The organism is Colwellia demingiae (assembly GCF_007954275.1).
Taxonomy (GTDB): domain Bacteria; phylum Pseudomonadota; class Gammaproteobacteria; order Enterobacterales; family Alteromonadaceae; genus Colwellia; species Colwellia demingiae.
The window spans coordinates 455913-476931 of sequence record NZ_VOLT01000002.1 but is presented as its reverse complement, the minus strand read 5'-3'; the positions used below and the strand labels follow the sequence as shown (position 1 = coordinate 476931).

19 protein-coding genes are annotated in these 21019 nt (G+C 38.3%); 6 read left to right on the top strand and 13 right to left on the bottom strand.

All coding sequences use genetic code 11. The features are described from left to right. Positions 1-300: 300 nt before the first annotated feature. The 3 genes from ESZ36_RS04895 to ESZ36_RS04885 all read right to left on the bottom strand — a co-directional run bounded on the left by ESZ36_RS04895 (position 301) and on the right by ESZ36_RS04885 (position 2002). Positions 301-978: a PEP-CTERM sorting domain-containing protein gene (locus ESZ36_RS04895; protein WP_146784311.1), complete on the bottom strand. Its 678-nt coding sequence runs from the start codon at positions 976-978 to the stop codon at positions 301-303. Positions 979-1313: 335 nt separating this feature from the next. Next, on the bottom strand, positions 1314-1688 hold the full coding sequence (locus ESZ36_RS04890) for a hypothetical protein (protein WP_246128991.1): 375 nt from the start codon (positions 1686-1688) through the stop codon (positions 1314-1316). Continuing rightward, positions 1688-2002 carry a monooxygenase gene (locus ESZ36_RS04885; protein ID WP_146784308.1) on the bottom strand — a complete coding sequence of 105 codons (315 nt, stop codon included), beginning with the start codon at positions 2000-2002 and terminating at the stop codon, positions 1688-1690. Before ESZ36_RS04885 ends, ESZ36_RS04890 begins: the two co-directional genes overlap by 1 nt. 145 nt (positions 2003-2147) lie before the next feature. On the opposite strand from ESZ36_RS04885, the gene ESZ36_RS04880 reads away from it, so the two are divergent. After that, positions 2148-3029, top strand: coding sequence for a LysR family transcriptional regulator (locus tag ESZ36_RS04880; protein ID WP_146784305.1), 882 nt, complete (start codon positions 2148-2150; stop codon positions 3027-3029). 121 nt (positions 3030-3150) lie between these two features. Here ESZ36_RS04880 and ESZ36_RS04875 read toward each other — a convergent pair whose 3' ends face one another. Further along, entirely contained in the window at positions 3151-3870 is a 720-nt protein-coding gene (locus tag ESZ36_RS04875; RefSeq protein WP_146784302.1) for an SDR family oxidoreductase, read from the bottom strand. 290 nt (positions 3871-4160) lie between these two features. On the opposite strand from ESZ36_RS04875, the gene ESZ36_RS04870 reads away from it, so the two are divergent. Further along, on the top strand, positions 4161-5063 hold the full coding sequence (locus ESZ36_RS04870) for a LysR family transcriptional regulator (protein ID WP_146784299.1): 903 nt from the start codon (positions 4161-4163) through the stop codon (positions 5061-5063). A gap of 203 nt (positions 5064-5266) precedes the next feature. On the opposite strand, the gene ESZ36_RS04865 is transcribed toward ESZ36_RS04870, so the two are convergent. From ESZ36_RS04865 to ESZ36_RS04855, 3 genes are all read right to left on the bottom strand, one after another. Further along, a complete protein-coding gene (locus ESZ36_RS04865) occupies positions 5267-6322 on the bottom strand; it encodes a betaine/proline/choline family ABC transporter ATP-binding protein (protein WP_146784296.1) in 1056 nt (351 codons plus the stop codon). An 11-nt stretch (positions 6323-6333) separates the two neighbouring features. After that, entirely contained in the window at positions 6334-7374 is a 1041-nt protein-coding gene (locus ESZ36_RS04860) for an ABC transporter permease (protein WP_146784293.1), read from the bottom strand. 172 nt (positions 7375-7546) lie between these two features. After that, complete coding sequence (locus tag ESZ36_RS04855; protein ID WP_146784290.1) at positions 7547-8518, bottom strand: ABC transporter substrate-binding protein; 972 nt, start codon at positions 8516-8518, stop codon at positions 7547-7549. Positions 8519-9192: 674 nt separating this feature from the next. Between ESZ36_RS04855 and ESZ36_RS04845 the strand changes: the two genes are divergently transcribed. Both ESZ36_RS04845 and ggt read left to right on the top strand, forming a co-directional pair. Next, positions 9193-9663: a hotdog fold domain-containing protein gene (locus tag ESZ36_RS04845; protein ID WP_146784287.1), complete on the top strand. Its 471-nt coding sequence runs from the start codon at positions 9193-9195 to the stop codon at positions 9661-9663. Between the two features lie 225 nt (positions 9664-9888). Next, positions 9889-11748 carry a gamma-glutamyltransferase gene (ggt, locus tag ESZ36_RS04840; protein ID WP_146784284.1) on the top strand — a complete coding sequence of 620 codons (1860 nt, stop codon included), beginning with the start codon at positions 9889-9891 and terminating at the stop codon, positions 11746-11748. Positions 11749-11963: 215 nt separating this feature from the next. On the opposite strand, the gene ESZ36_RS04835 is transcribed toward ggt, so the two are convergent. The 4 genes from ESZ36_RS04835 to ESZ36_RS04820 all read right to left on the bottom strand — a co-directional run bounded on the left by ESZ36_RS04835 (position 11964) and on the right by ESZ36_RS04820 (position 15001). After that, positions 11964-12398, bottom strand: coding sequence for a c-type cytochrome (locus ESZ36_RS04835; protein ID WP_146784281.1), 435 nt, complete (start codon positions 12396-12398; stop codon positions 11964-11966). 45 nt (positions 12399-12443) lie between these two features. Next, complete coding sequence (locus ESZ36_RS04830; protein ID WP_146784278.1) at positions 12444-12653, bottom strand: hypothetical protein; 210 nt, start codon at positions 12651-12653, stop codon at positions 12444-12446. 9 nt (positions 12654-12662) lie between these two features. Further along, positions 12663-13907, bottom strand: a complete 1245-nt coding sequence (sorA, locus tag ESZ36_RS04825; RefSeq protein ID WP_146784275.1) for a SorA family sulfite dehydrogenase catalytic subunit — start codon at positions 13905-13907, stop codon at positions 12663-12665. Between the two features lie 143 nt (positions 13908-14050). Next, on the bottom strand, positions 14051-15001 hold the full coding sequence (locus tag ESZ36_RS04820; RefSeq protein ID WP_146784273.1) for a LysR family transcriptional regulator: 951 nt from the start codon (positions 14999-15001) through the stop codon (positions 14051-14053). A gap of 141 nt (positions 15002-15142) precedes the next feature. Here ESZ36_RS04820 and ESZ36_RS04815 point away from each other — a divergent pair, with 141 nt between their 5' ends. Next, positions 15143-15958, top strand: coding sequence for an enoyl-CoA hydratase/isomerase family protein (locus ESZ36_RS04815; protein WP_246128990.1), 816 nt, complete (start codon positions 15143-15145; stop codon positions 15956-15958). A 117-nt stretch (positions 15959-16075) separates the two neighbouring features. Here ESZ36_RS04815 and ESZ36_RS04810 read toward each other — a convergent pair whose 3' ends face one another. Together ESZ36_RS04810 and ESZ36_RS04805 are read right to left on the bottom strand one after the other, a co-directional pair. After that, positions 16076-18676, bottom strand: a complete 2601-nt coding sequence (locus ESZ36_RS04810) for a bifunctional diguanylate cyclase/phosphodiesterase (RefSeq protein ID WP_146784270.1) — start codon at positions 18674-18676, stop codon at positions 16076-16078. Between the two features lie 2 nt (positions 18677-18678). Beyond that, positions 18679-20214 carry a methyl-accepting chemotaxis protein gene (locus ESZ36_RS04805; RefSeq protein ID WP_146784267.1) on the bottom strand — a complete coding sequence of 512 codons (1536 nt, stop codon included), beginning with the start codon at positions 20212-20214 and terminating at the stop codon, positions 18679-18681. A 217-nt stretch (positions 20215-20431) separates the two neighbouring features. Between ESZ36_RS04805 and ESZ36_RS04800 the strand changes: the two genes are divergently transcribed. Further along, a complete protein-coding gene (locus ESZ36_RS04800) occupies positions 20432-21010 on the top strand; it encodes a response regulator (protein WP_170235770.1) in 579 nt (192 codons plus the stop codon). The last annotated feature ends 9 nt before the right edge of the window (positions 21011-21019 follow it).

Sequence of the window (21019 nt, the reverse complement as noted above, 5' to 3'; positions counted from 1 at the left end):
GTAAAAAAATGCTAATTTTAACTCTTATTAACACAGTCAAAATTTAAAGCAGCCGACTAAATTAGCAAATGCAGAAAACAGGTTATTTATAGAACCGCTGTGGTTAATAAGTAAGTACTGAGATGTTTCAATGGATAGAGGATAATGAGGGAAAACAGCACTCATATAGTGTAGCTATGGCTACTCGCTCTTTGATGAATACTTTATTTTAATTTATAAATAACTAATCTTCAGAAACAAAAAAACACTGATCATTATAATCAGTGTTTTATAGAATCTATACCATTTGAATGCTTAAGATTACTTCTTAAATTGACGAGATGCTAAGCCAATAAGACCTAAGGCAAAAATAGCAATTGTTGAAGGCTCTGGAATCTTAGTGCCAAAAAACTCAATTTCACCTAACTGATGATTTGAACCACTTACAACAGAAGTCGATTGGTAGCGGAAAATACTGTATGCGGTATTAACGTTATAATCAGCATTATTTGAAAATTGAACCACTTCAAAACGATCTGAACCCCAAATAGACTGGCCAGCTACATCATAAGAATAAAGCGCAGTGTAATTAATGCCATCATTAGAGCCTAAAATTCTCCATTGATCAGAATCTCTACTCGGTACGTCATTTGCCGAAGATAGTGTAAACATGTCTAATATATAACGGTCTGTACCAAAGTCTGCTTCGACCCAAACGTTTCCACCACTACAACACCATTTACCGTTGCGACTTGTTAAGGTGTTATCAAATACATTGAATGCAAATTCACCGCCGCCAAAACCAGGTTCTACACTTGAACGAAATGTTGCATCATAGTTAACGTTAGAATTAACCAAACCATCATTTTCAGGGTCAGTTAAATCGCCACCAACTAATGCCGAAGTACCTGTACCAAGAATTAAACTTGCATTAGCCGTTGGCGTTAGAAAAGTAAGAGTAGCTGTGAGTACTAAAAGTGGGATAAGTTTTATGTTCATATTGAACCTCTTTAATAAATTTAAAATAAATATGAATGTAAATATTAATTATAATATTTGTATATAGAATGATTAAAGCACTAATCGTACCAGTTTGGAAAAGTTTAGTTATTTCAATAAAATGGAAGTTGAAATTTATAGAGTTAAAATAATCTGTAAATTATTTTGACACCAGTTAACTCGTCAACCAGTTGTTTTACTTAGTAATATTAACAATAGTCTATTTCGGTTTTTATTAACAATACAATAATACAATGTGAATACCGTATCTATTTCATGTAGTTTTGTTTTATTAAATGGATACGCTTTAAAGTTATAAAGCGTATCATTTTGCATTATTGCTTTTTAAATTGAAAATAACTGAGCACTGACAGAACAATGAAAAATGCAGGATCACTCCAACCAAAACCGACAAATATTCCTGTCGCACCCGCATATAGGGTAATTACCACACCTAAGATATTTGTGATAAATAGGGCTAAGAATAATTTTTTGGCCGTTTCACCTTCTTCAATATCTCTTAATAGCAGACTGATAGCGCCTATTCCACCTAAAAAGATGCTTGTATGTTGTGACAGGAAATAAGCATATTGGTCATTTATTTCTACACCGTACATTGGCCAAACAAGATGAGGAATGAAAAATAAGACAAAAGCAAACACACTATTGATCACGCCATGTAGTGTTAAAAAGGTTCTACTATTCATCATTATTTCACCTCAGTCATTGGGGCATGGTTAATTGTTGACAAGGGCAGGTTAATATCAAAGATATGCCCTCTAATTTTCTCTACTCCCATCTCTTTTAAACGCGCTGAGTGCATTTCTAAATATGCTTGTGCATAGGCTTCATTTTCAAATAAATAAATGCCTCCTCCTAATTGTTCTTTAGGGTTTTCAGTCCAAATTTTCCAAATCATTCCTGGTTCATTGTTTATTGATTGTGCTAAATCCATCAACAGGGTCGACATTTCTTCACCGAATGGGCCAGTAAAATCGAAATCTACTTGTAATAGCTTTTTCATGGTATTTCTCCAATAGGTTTGTTGTTTATTAGTTAAGATCATTACAAAGCGTTGTGCTTTGTTTAGGTGATATATGCTATGTTACCTATAAAAATTACACATTAAAGTTCATAAAACTGCGTGTAACTGTGGAATAAATAGACCAATGAGACTAAAAACAACGCTAGACCAATGGTTAACCTTATTTGAGGTAGATAAGGCTGGCAGTATTCAAGCGGCGGCAACTGCGCTAAATAAAAGTCATACCACATTGATTTACGCCATCAAAAAATTAGAAAGTCAGCTAGGTATTTCTGTTGTAAAAGTTGAAGGACGTCGAGCTGTATTGACAGATGATGGCAAGTCTTTATTACGACGTGCACAATCGATGATAGAGCAAGCTCAAGCCTTGGAAGAGATCAGTATTCAGTTAGCACAGGGAGTTGAATCAGAAATTATTATTGCTATTGATCACTTGTGCGACCGTAAATGGTTATACGAGCCTCTGGCAATTTTTCTTGAAGGAAATAGCACAACTTCAATAAAAGTTATTGAGACCTCATTATCGAAAACCTCTAGTATGGTAGAGCAAGAAAGTGCCGATATTTCAATCATAACTCTTCCTATAACTAACTATCCTTGTGAGTCGTTTGGTACAGTAAATATGTTACCTATTGTGATGAAAAGTCACCCATTAGCGAGTAAACCTGAACTTTGCATGGCTGATCTGGCAGTAAATAGACAAATAGTCACTCGAGATTTAGGAGAGTCAGTAAAAAGAGATGTTGGATGGTTGAAATCGAATCAACGTATCACGGTAGATAATTTTGACCATGCTTTGCAAGCGGTTAAGCATGGTTTGGGTTATTGCCGTATACCTGAACATATTATCAAAAGACAGAATGATCCGGACTTAGTTATTCTCAATGTAGAATATTCAAATTGTTATCATGTCCCATTGCACCTAGCATTGCCTAAAGCGGATAAAACTGGCTCTGCGACTAAAAATTTGTATCGCTTGTTATTGCAGTCAGTAGATAAGAGATAAGTTTTTTTTGTTAAATAAAAATGAGTGAAGTTGTTTTTGATATTGTTCGTCATAATATCTGCAACGATTTGAGGAAAAGCACTTCAAAAATATGAAGCGCTTTGATTTTATATTTATTTAATTATGGCTGCTGTTTAGTTGGTGCTAAAACAATCTCACGAATACAAACGTTTTGCGGTTGATTATATGCGTACGAAATTGCGTTAGAGACATCAATCGGCGCTAAAACACCGCCCATCTCTTTTTTCCAAGACTCATAGCCTGAAACGATATCACTCGAAGTGGTGTGTGATAATAATTCTGTTTCAACAGCACCCGGGGCAATAGTGATGACTCTGACGTTGTTATTAGCTACTTCTTCTCTTACGTTCTCAGAAATAGCATGAACAGCAAATTTAGTCCCACAATAAGCGGCATGGTCACCAAATGTTTTTCTGCCAGCGACCGAGCTAATATTGATGATCGTGCCAGTATTACGTTGCTTCATAGACGGTAGTACGCTTTGCATACCATTTAACAAACCTAATACATTCACGTCATACATTGCTTTCCATTCAGCTGCACTTTGAACATCTACTTGGCCAAGTAACATAAGACCAGCATTATTTACCAGTAGGTCGACAGGACCATACTTATCAGTAGCTGTGTTTATCGCATTTTGGAAAGCTTCTTTATCAGTCACATCCACTTTCATGCATAAAGTATTTGAAAGCCCAAGGGCTTCAAGTTTTTCGACTCTTCTTGCTAGCAACAATAAAGGGTGACCTTGTGCATTCATTTGTTTCGCTAACTCTTCACCAATACCTGAGCTTGCGCCAGTAATAACCACTAAATTTTTCATATTAATACCTCGTCATAGAATTTTTTCTGTTGAGTTAATAATAAAGAAACCTTAGGTAATGATATATGGCACTTTACTCACATCATTGATGACTAGGAGTTACCAATCTATTGCTTTATAGTACATTGTATACCTATCTACTCACTCCCTGAGATAGTTATAGTTGCAATTTATAGGCTATTTTATCAATGGAATAACCAACGACTATCACCGTTTTACTTTGCTGTTTTTTGGTGATATATATGCATCAACAGTCATATCTGTTTACTCTAAGTTGACAAAGAGGTCGTATGAAAAAACACGTGAGTCTTTCTGATATCAGAACTTTTGTTGTGCTGGCTGAGCAAGGGAGCTTTACTAAAGCGGCTGAAGAACTAGCGTGTTCAAGGTCACATATTTCCAAACAGTTAGCTCAATTAGAATCTAGCCTCGGTGTAAGTTTATTGATAAGGACTACCCGCACGCAACATTTAACACCGCAAGGTGAAGCATTTTATGAACGCTGTAAACAATCACTTAATGGTATATCTCATGCTATTGATCGAGTGCTCGAAAGTGCTGATTCTTTATCGGGCAATATTCGCATTAATTGTGTTGGTGGTTATATTGCAGAAGAGATCATTGCTTCGTTAATTAGTGATTTTATGGTTCAGTACCCTGATATTAATATCGAACTAGACTTTTCTAGTCGGCGAGTCGATCTGGTCTCAGGAGAGTTCGATTTCGTTTTTCGTATGGGAGAATTAGCCGATTCATCACTTATCGCAAGAAAACTTACCGATATAAAGATAAATACCTATGTGAGCCCTAAGTACTTAGCAAAAAATGGTGAACCGAATGACCCAAAAGGATTGGTACATCATCGATGTATTGCTGGCAGTTTAAAAAACTGGACGTTCATTAATAGCGATAATAATAAAAAAGTTGAAGTGATCGTAGCGGGTAATCTTACGTGTAAAAGTGGCAGAGTGATGGTCTCTTCAGCTATTTCAGGTAACGGTATTATTAGGGTGCCAGAGCTTTATTGTAAAACAGAACTCGAACAAGGAGTACTGGTGCCATTATTTGATCAATGGCAGGTAGCATCCACTCCATTTTATTTAGTTTATGTTCAAGATAAGCATCAACCACTACGTTTAAAAGCGTTTAAGGATTATGTGGTCGAGAATTTTTCGAAGTATTTAACATCATAATATTTGATATGGATTAGACGGTTGGTAATTGAAAGTTAAATCATTATATTTAAAGCAAGTGGAACGGGTATATACCCGTTATCAATCAAGATGCAGGTTTCAGAGTACTTGAGTAATTTCAATTCAAGGCGCTGTAATGAAATAATGATTGTTCAGGAGCATGTTCTCCTGAGTAACCATTCTCTTCAATTAATGCCTTGTCTCTAAGCCGTAATAGCTTCTTTTTGGGAGGGAACTCTGGGTACCAGAGCACGCACTAAGTCTTTCATACATATAGTCCCTACAGCTTCATCTTCTTTCTTGACTAAGTACACCTTGTTAGTGTCGCCACCTGATTGAGAGATCACATCTTCTAGCGTAGCGTTGACGTCTACACTGCCAGCTGTATCTAAGGCTTTATCAAGTAGCGGTTGCATCACTGAACGTACTCGCAGTACTCGTACTCGGTTAATTTCGCTGACAAAACTTTCAATGTAAGGGTCGCAAGGGTTTAATAGAATATGCTGGGGTTCACCTTGTTGAATTACTTCACCATCTTTAAGAATAACCAGATGGTCGGCTAGTTTAAGCGCTTCATCTAGATCATGGCTAATAAAGATAATCGTTTTGTGCAGCTCTTTTTGAAGAGCTAGCAGTAGATCTTGCATATCATTACGGATCAATGGATCCAGTGCTGAAAAAGCTTCATCCATTAGCATCACTGCCGAGTTTGAGGTCAGCGCTCTGGCGATACCTACTCGTTGCTGCATACCACCAGAGAGCTGATGTGGATAGTGTCCTTCAAAACCGGTCAGACCTACTCGGTCGAGCCATTTTTTAGCTTCGATGTCGGCCTCTTCTGCTGAGATCCCTCTGACTCGCAGAGCTGTACCTGCATTTTCCAATACTGTTTTATGAGGCAGTAGGGCAAAATTCTGAAACACCATCGACATATCTGATTGGCGCATTTTACGTAGCTCTTCATCAGATAAGTCCATCACATTAATACCGTCGATCAAAATCTGACCATCAGTGGGTTCTATCAACCGATTAAAATGGCGAATTAAAGTAGATTTTCCAGAGCCAGATAAGCCCATAATCACAGTAATCTGGCCATCTAACATATCGATGTTGATATCTTTCAAGCCCAATACATGACCGTACTGTTCCAGAAGATCGGGTTTTTCAATGCCATTTTTAACATGTTGCAGTGCCATTTCTGGCTCAGGGCCAAATATTTTATAGAGCTTTTTGATAGATATTTTTATATTAGCTGTCATTGTTCACTGCCTCAGGTGTTAGATTGAGATACATCAATCCGTGCTAACGTTGCTTTACTTACACGGTCTAACAATATTGCCAAAATTACGATACAGAAACCAGAGACTAGTCCCACACCGAGCTCAAGGTTATTAATTCCCCGCAATACCAATACACCAAGACCCGGTGCAGATACTAGTGATGCGATAACCACCATCGCCAGTGACATCATAATAGTCTGGTTAATGCCGGCCATGATGTTAGGTAGTGCCAGTGGCAGTTCAACATTGAACAATTTTTGACGGGCGCTCATACCAAAGGCATTAGCCCCTTCAATAATATCTTTATCGACTAATCGTATACCCAGATCAGTGAGTCTAATTACTGGAACTATCGCGTACATAATAATCGCAATGCCATATAATTTGGATTCGGTGACACTGAACAGAAAGATGAGTGGAATGAGATAGACAAAGGAGGGCAAGGTTTGCAGCATATCAAGAATCGGAATGACCCCTTTTTGAAACCTATCGTATTTTGACATCGCTATGCCGATGGGAACGCCGAGTAAAACACTGATCCCCGTACAGACAAAGATAATCGCCATTGTTTGCACAGCGTAAGAGTAGTGGTCGATAAAGGCAAGGAAGAACCAAGTAATAGCGGTCAACAAGGTAGCGCCTTTTGAACGAGTCACCCGTTGCACAGTGAGCAGTGTTAATCCGATCAAAAGCCACCAAGGCGTAGCAACAAATAACCAGATAGAACCATCCAATAGCCAGCTCAGAGGCTGTGTTAGGGGATCAAGTACAAACTGAAGGCTGCTTTTAACATTGAGGAAAAGCTGCTCGACACCTGAAGTCATATCTCGCGTACGAGGGATACTGTTGCAAGCGCCATGGAGATTATCGAGTGACGGGAAAGGCATATTCCAGAGAGAAGTCTCTTCGGTTACCGTAGAGCTTTTGCTTTTTGCTAAAAGTTCAGCCATGGTCATTGGGCCGGCTTTAGCTTCGTTACTGCACCAGTCCTGTAATCCAAGTGAATCGAATAGCGAGTCATAAAATGACATATTAAATATTTCCTATTTATTTTACCCTGTTCGGATAACTCCTTATCAGGGTAACTGCTGTTGCTTTGTATTTAGGGCATCTTGATTTTGTTGCAATATCTGCTGTCAATATGTGTGTGAGAGGGGAGGACCAGTATCAATACTTACTTACTGGTCCCATCGTTAATGCAGTTTATTTCAGCAGTGGTGCAAGGTTTTTACGGGCATCTTCGCTGAGCCACGCTGACCAGACACCCTGCTGGGTGGTAATAAAGTGAACGGCAGCCTCTTCAGAAGAGGCTTTATTAGCTTCTTGCCAAGCCAGTAATTGACTCATCTGCTTGTTAGTAAAGGAGAGCTTCTTCATCAGGTTCAGCACTTCCGGCTCACGTGTAGCCAGATCGGTTGTTATTGCAGTCACTACGGTGGCGCTTGGCAGAGAGGTCTTTTTCGGATTAGCACATTCTTTACTTTCAGCGCAGGCATAGGCTTCTTCATCGAAAGATCCCATATCTACGGCAACCATTTCATATTTACCTAAGACAGATGTCGGTGCCCAGTAGTAGCCGAACCATGGTTCATGAGCGTCGTAAGCTGATGCAATAGAGGCGGCCAGTGTTTCACCTGAGCCATGGTTGAAAACATCCATCTTATTGCCAGCAAAGTCGAATGCCTTGATCAAGTTGTCGTTCGTGGTTCGCATGCCCCAGCCATTTGGTGCATTATGGAAACGACCGCCAACCAGTTCTGGGTTAGCCAGGACGCCTTCTATGGTTTTCAGCTCCGGATGTTTGTCGGCAAGGTATTTCGGAATCCACCAACCGTTAGTACCACCATCAGAAAGAACTTTAGTTGCCGTTATTACTTTGCCCTGTTTTTCAAGCTCTTTATACAGAGGCACTGCGGTGATCCATAGTTCGGTAATGATGTCAGGTTTACCGGTTTCAGCAAGAGATACAACGTAAGGAACGGTAGATGTTGGGATGGTTAGAACGTTACAGCCGTACCCCTGTTCTAAAATGAATTTGGATACCGATGTTACCAATTGTCCTGAGGCCCAGTTCATTTCACTTATTGTGATGTCCCCGCAATCTGACTGTGCCGTAGCTGGCATTATATAAGTACTTAATATTAAAGCGGCTAATGGTAGGATTAATTTTTTCATTATTATTATTTCCTTTAGTTTTTATCAAAGAGTCTTGTTGCCGTTCAGGACCAGATTACATCAAAAATGAATAAATATCATTGCAATGGTTCAGATCGAAAACTTTTATTACCGATACTAGAACGAGGGGAATGCAGTTGTTAAATTTATAATCATTAAAAATAACTTAAATAAAACTTATGTATATACCCGCTCCACTTGAAGATGCTCGTTTCAGGAAGCCGGAGCGAATCATAATCAAGGCACATTTTTTTGTTAAGGGTTACTCGGGAAAATGTGCTCCTGCATTCTCTAATAAGTTACATCCATGTTGCGTCCTTAAAAACAAATGTAACGATGAATGTTTTTTGCTCAGGTCTCCCCAATGGGCTGGTTTATAAACGCGTTATGCCACGTTATTGATTTCGACAATAGAATAACTATTCTCTTCAATCAATGCTTTGCCTAAAGGCGTTTATAATTCCAGCTGAATCCTGCATCTTCAAGTGGAACGGGTATAGTTAACTATTTCATTAGTTTGTAGTGACGTTGAGCTAATGATAAGTTACCTTCAGCTCATTATTCTTAATGTTGCTTGGCGTTAGTCTTATTCACTCAATTAAAAATTAAGTTAATCTAGAGCTAACTTCACCTAGCATTGAAAAACTCTTGAAAATAACCGTTAAAAGCAGATTATGAACCAGACCAATAAAACTCTATCGTTATACCATAAACTTGAAAAATACCCTTTTGGGAATAAACTATTTTCAATTATGGTCAGCCGCATCGCGCCTTATTTTGCGACTATTAGCCCTAAAATTTCAGAATTAGTACCTAACCAGTGTACTTGTCTTATCAAAAAAAGAAAAAAGGTTTTTAATCATATAAAAACGGTGCATGTGATCGCTATTTGTAATGGTTTAGAAATGGCAATGGGGGTAATGGCAGAAGCATCTGTACCTAAGCACCTACGTTGGATCCCAAAAGGAATGACCGTTGATTACACCGCAAAAGCAGGTAGTGATATTCGATGCGTAGCTAAGGTTAATGCAGAAGATTGGAAGCCTGGTGATATGCTTGTTAACATCACTGCTTATGATGAAAATGATGTTGTTGTGGTTAAAGGAAATATTAAACTTTGGATATCTGAAAAGCCAAAAGTATAAGGTTTTTCTTTTTAACTGAATTTCGATGCGACACGTCATGATACAAAGCATAACTGCTTAATGTTATCGAAATGTTTTACAATTCTAACTGGCGTCATTAATAAATGAAGGTGCTTACCTGCTAATGATGATAATTTTCTGAGTTACAAACTGTCGAGTAGAAGCTGGACAGTTCATCCAACCATTTTTCCTTAGTGGAAAATCCTATGATATAAAGAAATAACTATGAAAAATAATTTTATTACCAATATTCATAATCGATTATTCTACAGTGCTCCCCCCCAAAAAAAGCCTCGGTATACGGTAATAAAATTAACCTGTTGTTTTTTAGCGTTCGTCGCGACGACTAGTGTCGCCACGACACCAGTCCAGCAAGTTAGCACAGCAGAGCTTCCTCGTTTATGGCAATTGGTTGATTATCATGATGTCTCTCACCCTGTTATCGGCAGAAAAGGCATGGTTGTTAGTCAAAAACGGATCGCCAGTGAAGTGGGTGCTGATATTCTAAGGCAAGGTGGCAACGCGGTTGATGCTGCGGTCGCGGTAGGTTTTGCATTATCTGTTGTTTTACCACGCGCTGGAAATTTAGCGGGTGGTGGTTTTATGCTGGTCCATTTAGGCGATAAAAATAAAACAATTGCCATTGATTATCGAGAAACGGCTCCTGCTTTAGCATACAAAGATGTTTTTCTTGATGAATATGGTTACCCGATAGTGAATAAATCATTGAAAACATTATCCGCCTCAGGAGTACCAGGCACAGTTGCTGGTTTACACTATGCCCTTGAAAAATATGGTTCAATGTCTTGGTCTGAGGTCATTAAACCCGCAGAAAAACTCGCTAGAACTGGCATTATTGTTGACGATGATATGGCGCGATTTTTTTACAAAGAACAAATGTTTTTATCAGTTAACGCTGAAACATGCCGAGTATTTTTAAAAGAAAATTGCCAGCCGTATCTAGCTGGCGAAGTTTGGGTACAAAAAGATCTCGCGAATAGCTTAGCGTATTTGCGCGAGCAGGGTAAATCTGGATTTTACCAAGGGGATATTGCAAAAAAAATTGTCGCTGCAATGGAGCAGGGTGATGGCCTCATTACTGCAAAAGACTTAGCTGATTATAAAGTTAATGAAGTAGCGCCGATTCGTGGCACATTTCAAGGATTTGAAATTTTAACTATGCCACCACCAAGCTCAGGTGGCGTTCACCTTATCCAAATGTTAAATATGTTTGAAACACTTAACTTAGAGAACATTCAGCAAGGCTCTGCAGCAATGATACATCTGCAAACTGAAATCTTTAAGCGCGCTTATGCTGACAGAAGTACCTTTTTAGGCGACCCCGCTTTTGTCAACGTACCGAGTAAGGGCTTAACCAGCAAAATATATGCAAAAGAACTCAGTAAAAATATTAAGCGGAATAAAATAACTCCTTCAAGTGATATTAAAGCCGGTGAACCCAGCAAATATGAAAGCCCTGATACAACACATTTTTCTGTAATGGATGCCGCGGGTAATGTGGTTAGTAGTACTTATACTTTAAATCACAACTACGGTAGTGGTATTACTATTCCAGGTACAGGAATTTTACTGAACAACACCATGGATGATTTTTCGGTAAAACCAGGTAGCCCAAATAGTTATGGTTTGATTGGCGGGGAAGCTAATGCAATCGAAGCCAAAAAACGGCCACTAAGTTCAATGACGCCAACGATCGTTTTAAAAAATGGTGAGCCATATATTGCTACCGGTACACCTGGCGGTAGCAAAATAATCACCTCGGTATTTCAACAATTGGTGAATGTTTTATATTTCGAAATGAATATTGCTGAGGCCACTAATGCACCAAGAGTCCATCACCAATGGCAACCTGATGTGTTGTCTGTTGAAAGGAATATTCCTGCTGATACCGTTGATATATTAAAAGCGCAAGGCTATAACGTCAAAGTATCGAGCTCACTGGGCAGCCTACAAACCATTATGAAACATAATGGTGTATTTTTAGGGGCGTCAGACCCAAGAAGAGCCGGTTCAGCAGCAATTGCTGTTGATGTTATTGAGCAACCAGTGAAGCTAGCTAAATAAGTTATCGCAATAAGAATGACAGTAGAATAATGATGACCGATTAATTATTACTGTTTATAAAAGTTAACGAATACGATTGGTATAAATTAACTAAAAGAATAATTAAAACAGCCTCTAGTGAGGCTGTTTTTTGTTGAATTGATTTCAATCACTATGTGGTACATGAAAAGAGCCGCTAGATAAAAGGGAGTAGCGGATCTTCTCAGGTTTGTGAGTTACTGTTTGAGTATAAACACTGCTAATGCCTCAGCTTGTTTATCGTTAACATTCATCGGTGGCATGGTCATATTTCCCCATTTTCCGCTACCGCCGCTTTGAATCGAGGCGACTAACTTCTTAATAGCATCAGTTTCGGCCTTATATTTTTTGGCAATACTCTTAAATGCAGGACCTACGATTTTCTTATTAATATCATGACAACCCGTACATCCATTGTTCGTTAGCAACACTTGTACGTCGAGTGCTTCACCAGAAGGTGGAGCACTAACTGGAGGTTTGGAAGCATCAATAATTTCTGGATCATCAGCTTTGGCTGAGCCGTATACAACGGATAGATAAGCGCCAATACTGCTTATATCGCTTTCACTTATTGGTGCGCCATAAGAGTGCTGCATTTTTAACACTGCATTTGTCCATGCTTTTTGATCCATGCCTGGGGGCTGATGATGTATGTAATCAACGGAGTGGCAAATAGTTCATTTTTGCAGGGCTAGGTTATAACCGGGTAATTCTGATTTTGGTAGAGAAATGGTACTTGCTGGCAGCGTAATCTTTTTTATAGTCTTGTCGACTGATGCATATGCCTGGCTGACTGAAGGTGATATGCCAGAAAAAACGACAATAGTTAGCAAGGTACTTACAATTGTAGGGCTCAACAAAGTAGCAAATGATGTGTTGTTAGACATGGGGTACCTCTATGTAACGTTAATGGCGACTGATTCAATAGCATGGCGTATATAGCCACCATGATTCCAGCTTGCCCTAAGTGGTTGCACTTCACCGTTTTTGTTACTGGCTCGTACCATGACTAATGCATTTCCTTTTTGTGTAAAACTGACAGTAAGCTTCCATGGGCGAAAGGAGAATCGTCCCAAGCTTTCACCTAAAGTACTGGTGAGCCAAGTTATGCCGCCATCGATTGATATATCGACATTTTTTATGCCAGAACCATCGTCAAAGGCAATACCTTCAAGTTCAATGGGCTTAGCTGATGGCAGGGTATCTCCAGCAGCAATATTAGTCATAAAGCTGCGCACAGGAAGTGTTGAAATCGGACGGCTTTTATCAGCGGTACTGCCTGGGGTAATACATAGACAGTCATTGTCGGGCAGTTGATAAGCGGTATTCATGAAATAGGAATCGTGGCCGGTGAATTCAGTGTCTAATACGGTTATTTCAGATAAATGTTTAACCCAATACGTACCGAAATAGCCAGGTACAATAAGCTTCAAAGGATAACCGTTTAAAAAAGGTAGATCTTCACCGTTCATTCCCCAAGCTAGTAATGGTTCTGCGCTTAGAGCGTGGTCAATATTTAGTGCTTTCTTAAAGTCAGGAGTGGTTGGTAATACCGGCTTATCAAGGCCATTAAAAGTAACGTACATTGCTTCAGGTGATACACCTGCTTTTTCCAACACAGTTCTAAGGGGGATACCGGTCCAACGTGCATTTCCCATTGCTCCATTACTGAGTTGGGCACCAAAAACGCGTGGCGATGAATACCCTCTGCTGTTGCCTGAACATTGATTGACAGCAACAACTTCAACAGGTTCTGCCATTGACTTAAGTTCTTGAAGGCTAAGCTGAAGTGTCTTTTTAACGGCACCGTTAACGTTAAGTTTATATGTGTTTAGGTCTATTTCGGTAGGAAAGTTTGCAAGGTGATAACGAACATAAAATGCATCATTTGGGGTAATAAGACTTTCATTAAATACAGAAAAAGGTGTTTCTAAATGGGGTGGCCTGCTGTGAACTAAAATCAAATCCCGTTTTCCAGGATATTTAACTAAAGGTCTCATGCCTCCGGCAAGGCTAACGCCTTCATTATTGTCGGTTGCGGCTAAGCTAAGAAGCGGAGAAGCTCCTAGCGCTAACATGCCTGCACTGCGTAAAAATTGACGACGAGATTTTTGTACAAGATGGACTTTATTGTCAGCCATTGATTAATTCCCTTTAAGTTGTATCAATATTTCCATGATACATACCCTATCAGGTGACGTAATAGTAATCAAAATGTTTATATTTTGGTTTTATATATATAAAACAGTTTTAATTAGCGAGGCTAAGTAAGTTATTGTAACGTTCATTTTGAATTACCGTACATCTTTTCCAACCCAGGAATACGTGACTCCCAAATGGGTGTTTTATCCCCAACAATATCCTTTAACATCTCGATAAAAAGCCTTGTTTTTAATGGTGAATCTCTATGAGGATAAACGGCGTAAAACGAACCATAATCCATTAAATTTAGATGGGTCATTATTGGAATCAGTTTGCCTTCTAAAATTTCATTTTCGATCATCTGCGCCGTGGTAACCGTTAACATCTGACCTGCTAACGCAGTATTAATTAACATCTCAACTTCATTAACTTTGTAGGCGATATTGAACTGTATAAAAGCATCTTCCCCTTTACTATCTTGGTATTTTATTTTATCAATTAACAAACCTTGAGTTGAGTAAACAACCGCAGGCAAGCTTTCTAATTTTGGCACTGTAGTTGGCAAACCATATTTTTCAATAAAGCTCGGCGCGGCGACAATTAATAGTCGATTTCGAGCTATTTTTTTAGAGATTAAATTTGACTCTTTAGGCTCGCCAATACGAAATCCTATATCAAATCCTTCGCCTACTATGTCCACTTCGCGATCTTCTAATAATAATTCAATGCGAATATCAGGATACAGTTGTTGAAACTTCAGAATAACTTGTTGCACGTATTGGCGACCAAATAATGTTGAACTAGATATTTTAAGTTCTCCTAAAGGTTCATGATGGTAGTTCTGTGCAAGGCGTTTTGAGTTATTGAGTAACGCTCTTAAATGAATTGCCTGATTAGCCATTTCTGACCCTGCAGCAGTTAGCGACAACGAACGCGTTGTCCTATTCAATAGGTGCACGCCAAGCTCTTGTTCGAGTTTAGTTATCTGTTTTGATATAGCAGATCTGTTGACATTCCTTTGCTCTGATACTTTGGCAAAACTGCCTAATTCAGCAACTTCTAATAACAGTAATAATCGACTAGAGAGATCCATAAAGACTCCATTGGTTCCGTTTTGGAATCATTATAGTTCAAGTTAGTCTGTTTATTGATGCCTAATATACTTTTAAAGTAGCTACATGAATTCGAAGTGACACAAATAGTGTCGCTGTAATATCTACCCTAAGAGGAAATAATGATGAATAAATTAATGATAACTAAAGAAGCTGGCGTGGCTACAATATTAATCAAAAACCCTCCTGTGAATGTTTTAACTATTGATTTAATTAATGAAATTAACGCTTTTGTTTTGTCGCTAAAAGATGACAGAGAAACTAAAGCAGTTGTTTTTAAATCATTTCATGATACATTTTTTATCGCTCATCTGGATTTGAATGTAATCAATGGTAGTCAAGGGGGACAAGCAGCTTCAATTGAATTCAACCATATGATTGGTAATATAAAAGCGATGAAGCAACTTTCAGTTGCGATAGTCGATGGTGTAGCTCGCGGTGGCGGCAATGAATTTGTTATGGCATGTGATTTAGCATACGGCACTGAAAATTCGGCTTTTGCTCAACCAGAATTACACATTAATATTCCAACGGGTGGTCAAGGTGCAGTTCAGTTTGCACGTCGTTTAGGTAAAGGCAAAGCACTGCAAGCATTGTTAACAGGAGCAGACTTTACGGCTCAACAAGCAGAAGCGTTAAACATCATTACTCAGTTTGTTCCTAAAGTAGAACTGGATGCTTTCATTGAACCGTTATTGCAATTAGTAAGTGCATGGGAAATTCGCGATATCGTTATGTATAAGGAAATTATTGCCGCTTCTATCAAAGATGAGGATGTGGGTAGTGAGCTAGAGTTACGCTATTTTCTTGAACGCGCGAAAGAAGAAAAAACACAAAAAATTATTGCTGCATTTCTAAAGCACGGCGGTCAAACAGAAAGAGAAGCGAAAGATATTCAAGGAATATTTGTTGATACGGCAGCAGAGCTTTCAAAGTAAATACACCTTATACCAATCGGACTAATTTATTGATCCGTTAGTGATAATTAAAAGACAGCCGGTTACGAAAAGGCTAGGCTGTCCCATTTATTCACAGACATTATTTCTTTCAATTACTTATATTACTTTCCATTTATCTAACCACTGGGCAGAATTTAGAGGCTTAGAAAAGTAATAACCTTGTATAACATCACAACCATGGTCAGCTAAATAATTGAGTTGTGCTTTAGACTCAACACCCTCAGCGACCACCCTGAGTTTTAATGACTTGGCCATTTGTAATATGGTATTGATGATAGGTACATCATCGACTGCATTTTTTATATCATCAACAAAACATTTATCAATTTTTAACTCTGTGATTGGCAGGTGATGAATATAGTTCAAGCTTGAATATCCGGTACCAAAATCATCAATCGAAAAGAGAATACCTTTACTTTTTAATAATTCCATTTTACTGACCACGAGTTTCAAGTCGGTAACCAGTGCACTTTCGGTTAATTCAAGTACAAGCTCAGAGTAGGGAACTTGGTAATTATCAAGGCTAGTTAACAGGTTATCGACAAAGTTTGGCTGAGCAATTTGCTTAGCGCTTATATTGACAGATATAGGGGATGATTCTTTTGAAAACATACGCCTTTGCGCTAACAAGCTACATGCTTTATCGATAATCCAATTACCTAACTCAATAATAGCGCCATTTTTTTCTGCTAAGGGTATAAATTCAACGGGTGATATCCCTCCTAGCGATGCCGACTGCCACCGCACCAATGCCTCTGAACCAACAATTTTGCCTTGTGTGGAATATTGAGGCTGTAACACAATATTGAGTTCACGGATGAACAGGTTACTTTTCATTGCTAATGACAATTCTGAGTGCCTTTTAAGCGAACAGGTATCATTATTACTAGCGAAGACATAATTATTTCCGCCCTTATTTTTAGCATTAAAGACGGCTAATTCTAGTAATGGTTTGATATCGATGTAGTCTATTTCTTTAGCAGGAATATTTAATATCCCTATACTCGCTTGCACATTAATTACGTGCTGATTGACGATAATAGTTTGATGAATCTCTTTAAGAATTTGCTCGGCTAAGTCTTCATTAGTCATTATACGGGAGTCATCTAAACCAACAGCTGCACTTGGATTGATAAGCACATAAAAACTATCTGCACTGCTTCTATAAGTAACTACCCAAGAAGGTAACCGTTCATTTAGTCTGGTCGCGGTTTCTTTTAGAATGACGTCGCCGGTATCATCACCATGAATTAAGTTAATTTGAGAAAACTTATCTAAGTTTATTAACATTGCGGTGATATTTTCGTTCAATAGTAAGGATTTATCGAAACATTTTTTTAAATCACGATCAAGAGAGTATCGATTCATCACCCCAGTAGTGTCATCATAATAAGCAAGTTGATGAATATCTTTTTCTGCTTTTTTTCTCTCTGTGATGTCTCGCACTATGCCAATAAAGACTTTATCATTTCCGTGCAGTACTTCTGATATCGATAATTCCATCGGAAAACTAGTGCCATCTTTTTTCATCGCAGGAAGCTCTCTTCCTATGCCAATGATTTTAGCATGACCTGTTTTGAGGTAGTTCTGCATATACTTATCATGCTTAGAAACAAAGGGCTTTGGCATTAATATTGAAACGTTTTGGCCAATCAGCTCTTGCTGTAAATAGCCAAATGTTTTTTCCACCATCCTATTGGCAGATAAAATAATGCCTTTACTAGAAATAGTGATAATACTATCGTTTAAATTATCAACAATTGTTTTTAAGTCTTCACTGGTCGATCTTTCAGAGTCGAGTAGTTGTTTTTGTTCGGTTATGTCTTCGAATACACCGTAAATATGGGTTGCAACGCCTTGAGTATTACTTCTTATTTGCCCTGTTGTTTTTACCCACTTATGGTTGCCCTGAGCATCAACAAAAGGCAACTCTACCTGATAAGGTATCAACTGACTTACGGCTAACTCAAAGACATCTTTTATCGTTTTTTGAACTTCTGGACTGTAAAATTTAGTTGCCTGTTCTATTGTTATTTCTTCATCAGGCGATAAGCCATAAATCCGATATGTTTCTTCTGTCCAATGTGTTTTTCTTGTCGATATTTCGTAGTCCCAACCACCAATTTTGGCAAGCTTCTCTATTTCATTCATCAACTGGTATTGATGCTGGAGTTTAGTTTCAGCGACTGTATTATCAAGTGCTAATAGCGCTCGTTCAAAGAGCTGCACTAAAATTCTACTGGCAAATAGTACATCGGTAGACCATTCGATATTTTTTTCACTGTCACCTAAAAATATAAAACCTCTATTTTTGCCTTTAATTTGCAAGGGAATAAGCAGAAGTGAACATAGCTGAAATCGAGATAATATTTTGCTGGTATTTATACCAAATGATTCATAGGTGAAATAATTATTGATAATTATTTCAGAGGTGTTTTCTAAAAAAGAGAAAAGCTCAGCATCTTCTTTTTTAGCTAACCGTTGAGACGATCTGTGATTGATCATGCCATCAAAAAAATCAGCTTCACAAAGGTAAGCTTGTTCGTCTTTATCTAATACCCACAGCCCTGCACGGTCGATAGAAAATAAAGAAGGTGTAATATATAGCCCTTCTTGTATTAACTGCTCCATACATCCAGAATCTACTGCGGAACTACTGGTTAAAGACATTAATAGGCTTGCATAATCAGTCATCATCTTTATCCATTAAAAGCCTGGCCTAAAGCCCCAAGGGAGTTTGCTCTTGTTTTAATGTTTATGGTCTCGCTTTCTACGGTATTGGCTTGATGAAGATTATTTTGAGAAGCGTCACTGATGTTCATAATATTGCGACTGATTTCTTGCGACACCATACTTTGTTCTTCTGATGCTGTTGATATTTGAATGGCTAAGTCAGAAATGTCAGTGATTGAGGAATAAACTTTCTCAACAACATTATGAGCTTCTGTTGCTTTTTCAACACAACTCTCAGCAGACTCTTTACCTTTAGTCATTGTTTGCACCCAAGACAATAGAGTACTTTGCATTTCTGATATTGAGGTTTGTATTTGCTCTGTTGCTGCATGGGTTCTGCTTGATAATGCCCGAACTTCATCGGCTACAACTGAAAAGCCACGGCCATGCTCTCCGGCTCTCGCAGCTTCGATCGCAGCATTTAGCGCTAATAAATTTGTTTGGTCTGCAATACCTTGAATTTCGTGCATAATGCTACCAACTTTTTCTACTTCGCTAGCGAGCTCTGTTGCTGAAGATGCTGAATTAGCGACGTCTTGAGCTAATAGGTTCACTTTTTCCATGGTAAGGTGCATGGCTTTTGTGGCGATTTGACAATCTGAATGTGCTTGATTCACTTTTTGTGAAGTGAAAGTGGTATTTTGCGCAACTTCATCGATGGTGGCAACCATCTCCTCAACGGCCGTCGATACTTGATGTAGTTCGGTAGTTTCTTGCTCAGCGCCTTCTTTAGCTATTTGGGCCGCCTCTTCAAGGTTACTAGCACCAGAACTGAGTAAATTACTACTATCGATAATGCGTCCTAAAATTGTTTTTATTTTACCTTCAGCAATCTTTAAATGAAAATCTGCAATGCCTTGAGGTTTAGTTCCACAATAAATTAAGCGTGAAACACTGTCATAATCAAGCGCTAGCTTTTTAAGATACTTAGGTGTATCTATAATTTCATTTTTATACGTTATAAAGGGTAAGAAAGGTAATAAAAACACCATATATGGGTAATACATGGCGCTTATTAACGTGGTAATACTTAAGGTCCAGTATGCTAAGTTTTTAACTGTCGCATTTTGGTACCATTTAGTTAATGACTTGCCGCTTTGTAATGTTTGATAAGATGAAATCGCATTTTTCTTGGTTTCATCATCTAAACGTGTTCTGACAGATTGATAACCTACGAGCTCACCAAGTTCAAAAATTGGTGTCACAAAAGCGTCTACCCAATAATATCGGCCATCTTTACAGCGATTTTTAACGACTCCACGCCAAGGTAAGCCTGACTGTAAATTTTCCCATAAATCTTTAAATGCAGCGGACGGCATATCGGGATGTCTTACAATATTATGATGTTGTCCGATAAGTTCATCGAGAGAGAAGCCAGCAATTCGACAGAATTCTGGATTTGCATAGGTAATAACGCCGTTTTTATCCGTGGTAGAAATTAATTCCACACCCTTTTGAAAATTAACTTCCTCATTAATGATCGGTTGGTTTCTTTTTGTCATTGTGAATTCCTTTTAGATAAATTAATGATAATTACATCCGAGTAACAAAAATATATCGACCTATTGACAAAAACGACAAAAGCGACAATATCGGTGGAATATAGCTGAAATTCAATGTGAGCTCAATAAATAAAATAACTACATTGATCTAGGTTAATATTAGGGGGTGGGATACTGCTATAGTGAAATCGACTTGTTTTTATTAAGGATTATTGGATTGGATATCAGTAAAAAGTCTCTGTTAACACCCGCAGAGGCTGCTAAATTATTGCATGTAGCACCAACGACTATTCGTCATTGGGCTCAAATCGGTCGATTACCTTTTATCTCTACTCCCGGTGGACATAGACGTTTTGATAGAGACGACATCTTATCCTTAATGTCTAAACCTAAATCTAATGTCAAAAAAAATATCTCTATCTTGATCATTGAGGATGATAAAGCGTTTGCAGACATGCTCATTCAGTTTTTAGAAAATCTTTTTCCGCACGCGAAAATTCAAATAGCCTACAATCCTTTTGATGCAGGTGATTTACTGCATACTTTTAAGCCTGATGTAGTAATGCTAGATTTAATGATGGTAGGGATGGATGGATTTTCTATTTGTCACCGTATTAAAAGTACGCCCGCAACCGCAAATATTATAGTTATTGCAATGACTGGCGCATTAACTGATGATAATGTGAATAGGATAGTTAAACTCGGGGCTGAAACTTGCTTTGGAAAACCGCTAAACTTTACGCTTTTAAAAAAGACAATCAAACAACTTGTCGAGCAAAAAAAGTCGATCCCTTAGCTATAGCGG

Bases quoted from the DNA above. Each gene is read 5' to 3' on its own strand.
- ESZ36_RS04895 (WP_146784311.1), bottom strand. From the start codon at position 978: ATGAACATAAAACTTATCCCACTTTTAGTACTCACAGCTACTCTTACT.
- ESZ36_RS04890 (WP_246128991.1), bottom strand. From the start codon at position 1,688: ATGATGAATAGTAGAACCTTTTTAACACTACATGGCGTGATCAATAGT.
- ESZ36_RS04885 (WP_146784308.1), bottom strand. From the start codon at position 2,002: ATGAAAAAGCTATTACAAGTAGATTTCGATTTTACTGGCCCATTCGGT.
- ESZ36_RS04880 (WP_146784305.1), top strand. From the start codon at position 2,148: ATGAGACTAAAAACAACGCTAGACCAATGGTTAACCTTATTTGAGGTA.
- ESZ36_RS04875 (WP_146784302.1), bottom strand. From the start codon at position 3,870: ATGAAAAATTTAGTGGTTATTACTGGCGCAAGCTCAGGTATTGGTGAA.
- ESZ36_RS04870 (WP_146784299.1), top strand. From the start codon at position 4,161: ATGAAAAAACACGTGAGTCTTTCTGATATCAGAACTTTTGTTGTGCTG.
- ESZ36_RS04865 (WP_146784296.1), bottom strand. From the start codon at position 6,322: ATGACAGCTAATATAAAAATATCTATCAAAAAGCTCTATAAAATATTT.
- ESZ36_RS04860 (WP_146784293.1), bottom strand. From the start codon at position 7,374: ATGTCATTTTATGACTCGCTATTCGATTCACTTGGATTACAGGACTGG.
- ESZ36_RS04855 (WP_146784290.1), bottom strand. From the start codon at position 8,518: ATGAAAAAATTAATCCTACCATTAGCCGCTTTAATATTAAGTACTTAT.
- ESZ36_RS04845 (WP_146784287.1), top strand. From the start codon at position 9,193: ATGAACCAGACCAATAAAACTCTATCGTTATACCATAAACTTGAAAAA.
- ggt (WP_146784284.1), top strand. From the start codon at position 9,889: ATGAAAAATAATTTTATTACCAATATTCATAATCGATTATTCTACAGT.
- ESZ36_RS04835 (WP_146784281.1), bottom strand. From the start codon at position 12,398: ATGGATCAAAAAGCATGGACAAATGCAGTGTTAAAAATGCAGCACTCT.
- ESZ36_RS04830 (WP_146784278.1), bottom strand. From the start codon at position 12,653: ATGTCTAACAACACATCATTTGCTACTTTGTTGAGCCCTACAATTGTA.
- sorA (WP_146784275.1), bottom strand. From the start codon at position 13,907: ATGGCTGACAATAAAGTCCATCTTGTACAAAAATCTCGTCGTCAATTT.
- ESZ36_RS04820 (WP_146784273.1), bottom strand. From the start codon at position 15,001: ATGGATCTCTCTAGTCGATTATTACTGTTATTAGAAGTTGCTGAATTA.
- ESZ36_RS04815 (WP_246128990.1), top strand. From the start codon at position 15,143: ATGATGAATAAATTAATGATAACTAAAGAAGCTGGCGTGGCTACAATA.
- ESZ36_RS04810 (WP_146784270.1), bottom strand. From the start codon at position 18,676: ATGATGACTGATTATGCAAGCCTATTAATGTCTTTAACCAGTAGTTCC.
- ESZ36_RS04805 (WP_146784267.1), bottom strand. From the start codon at position 20,214: ATGACAAAAAGAAACCAACCGATCATTAATGAGGAAGTTAATTTTCAA.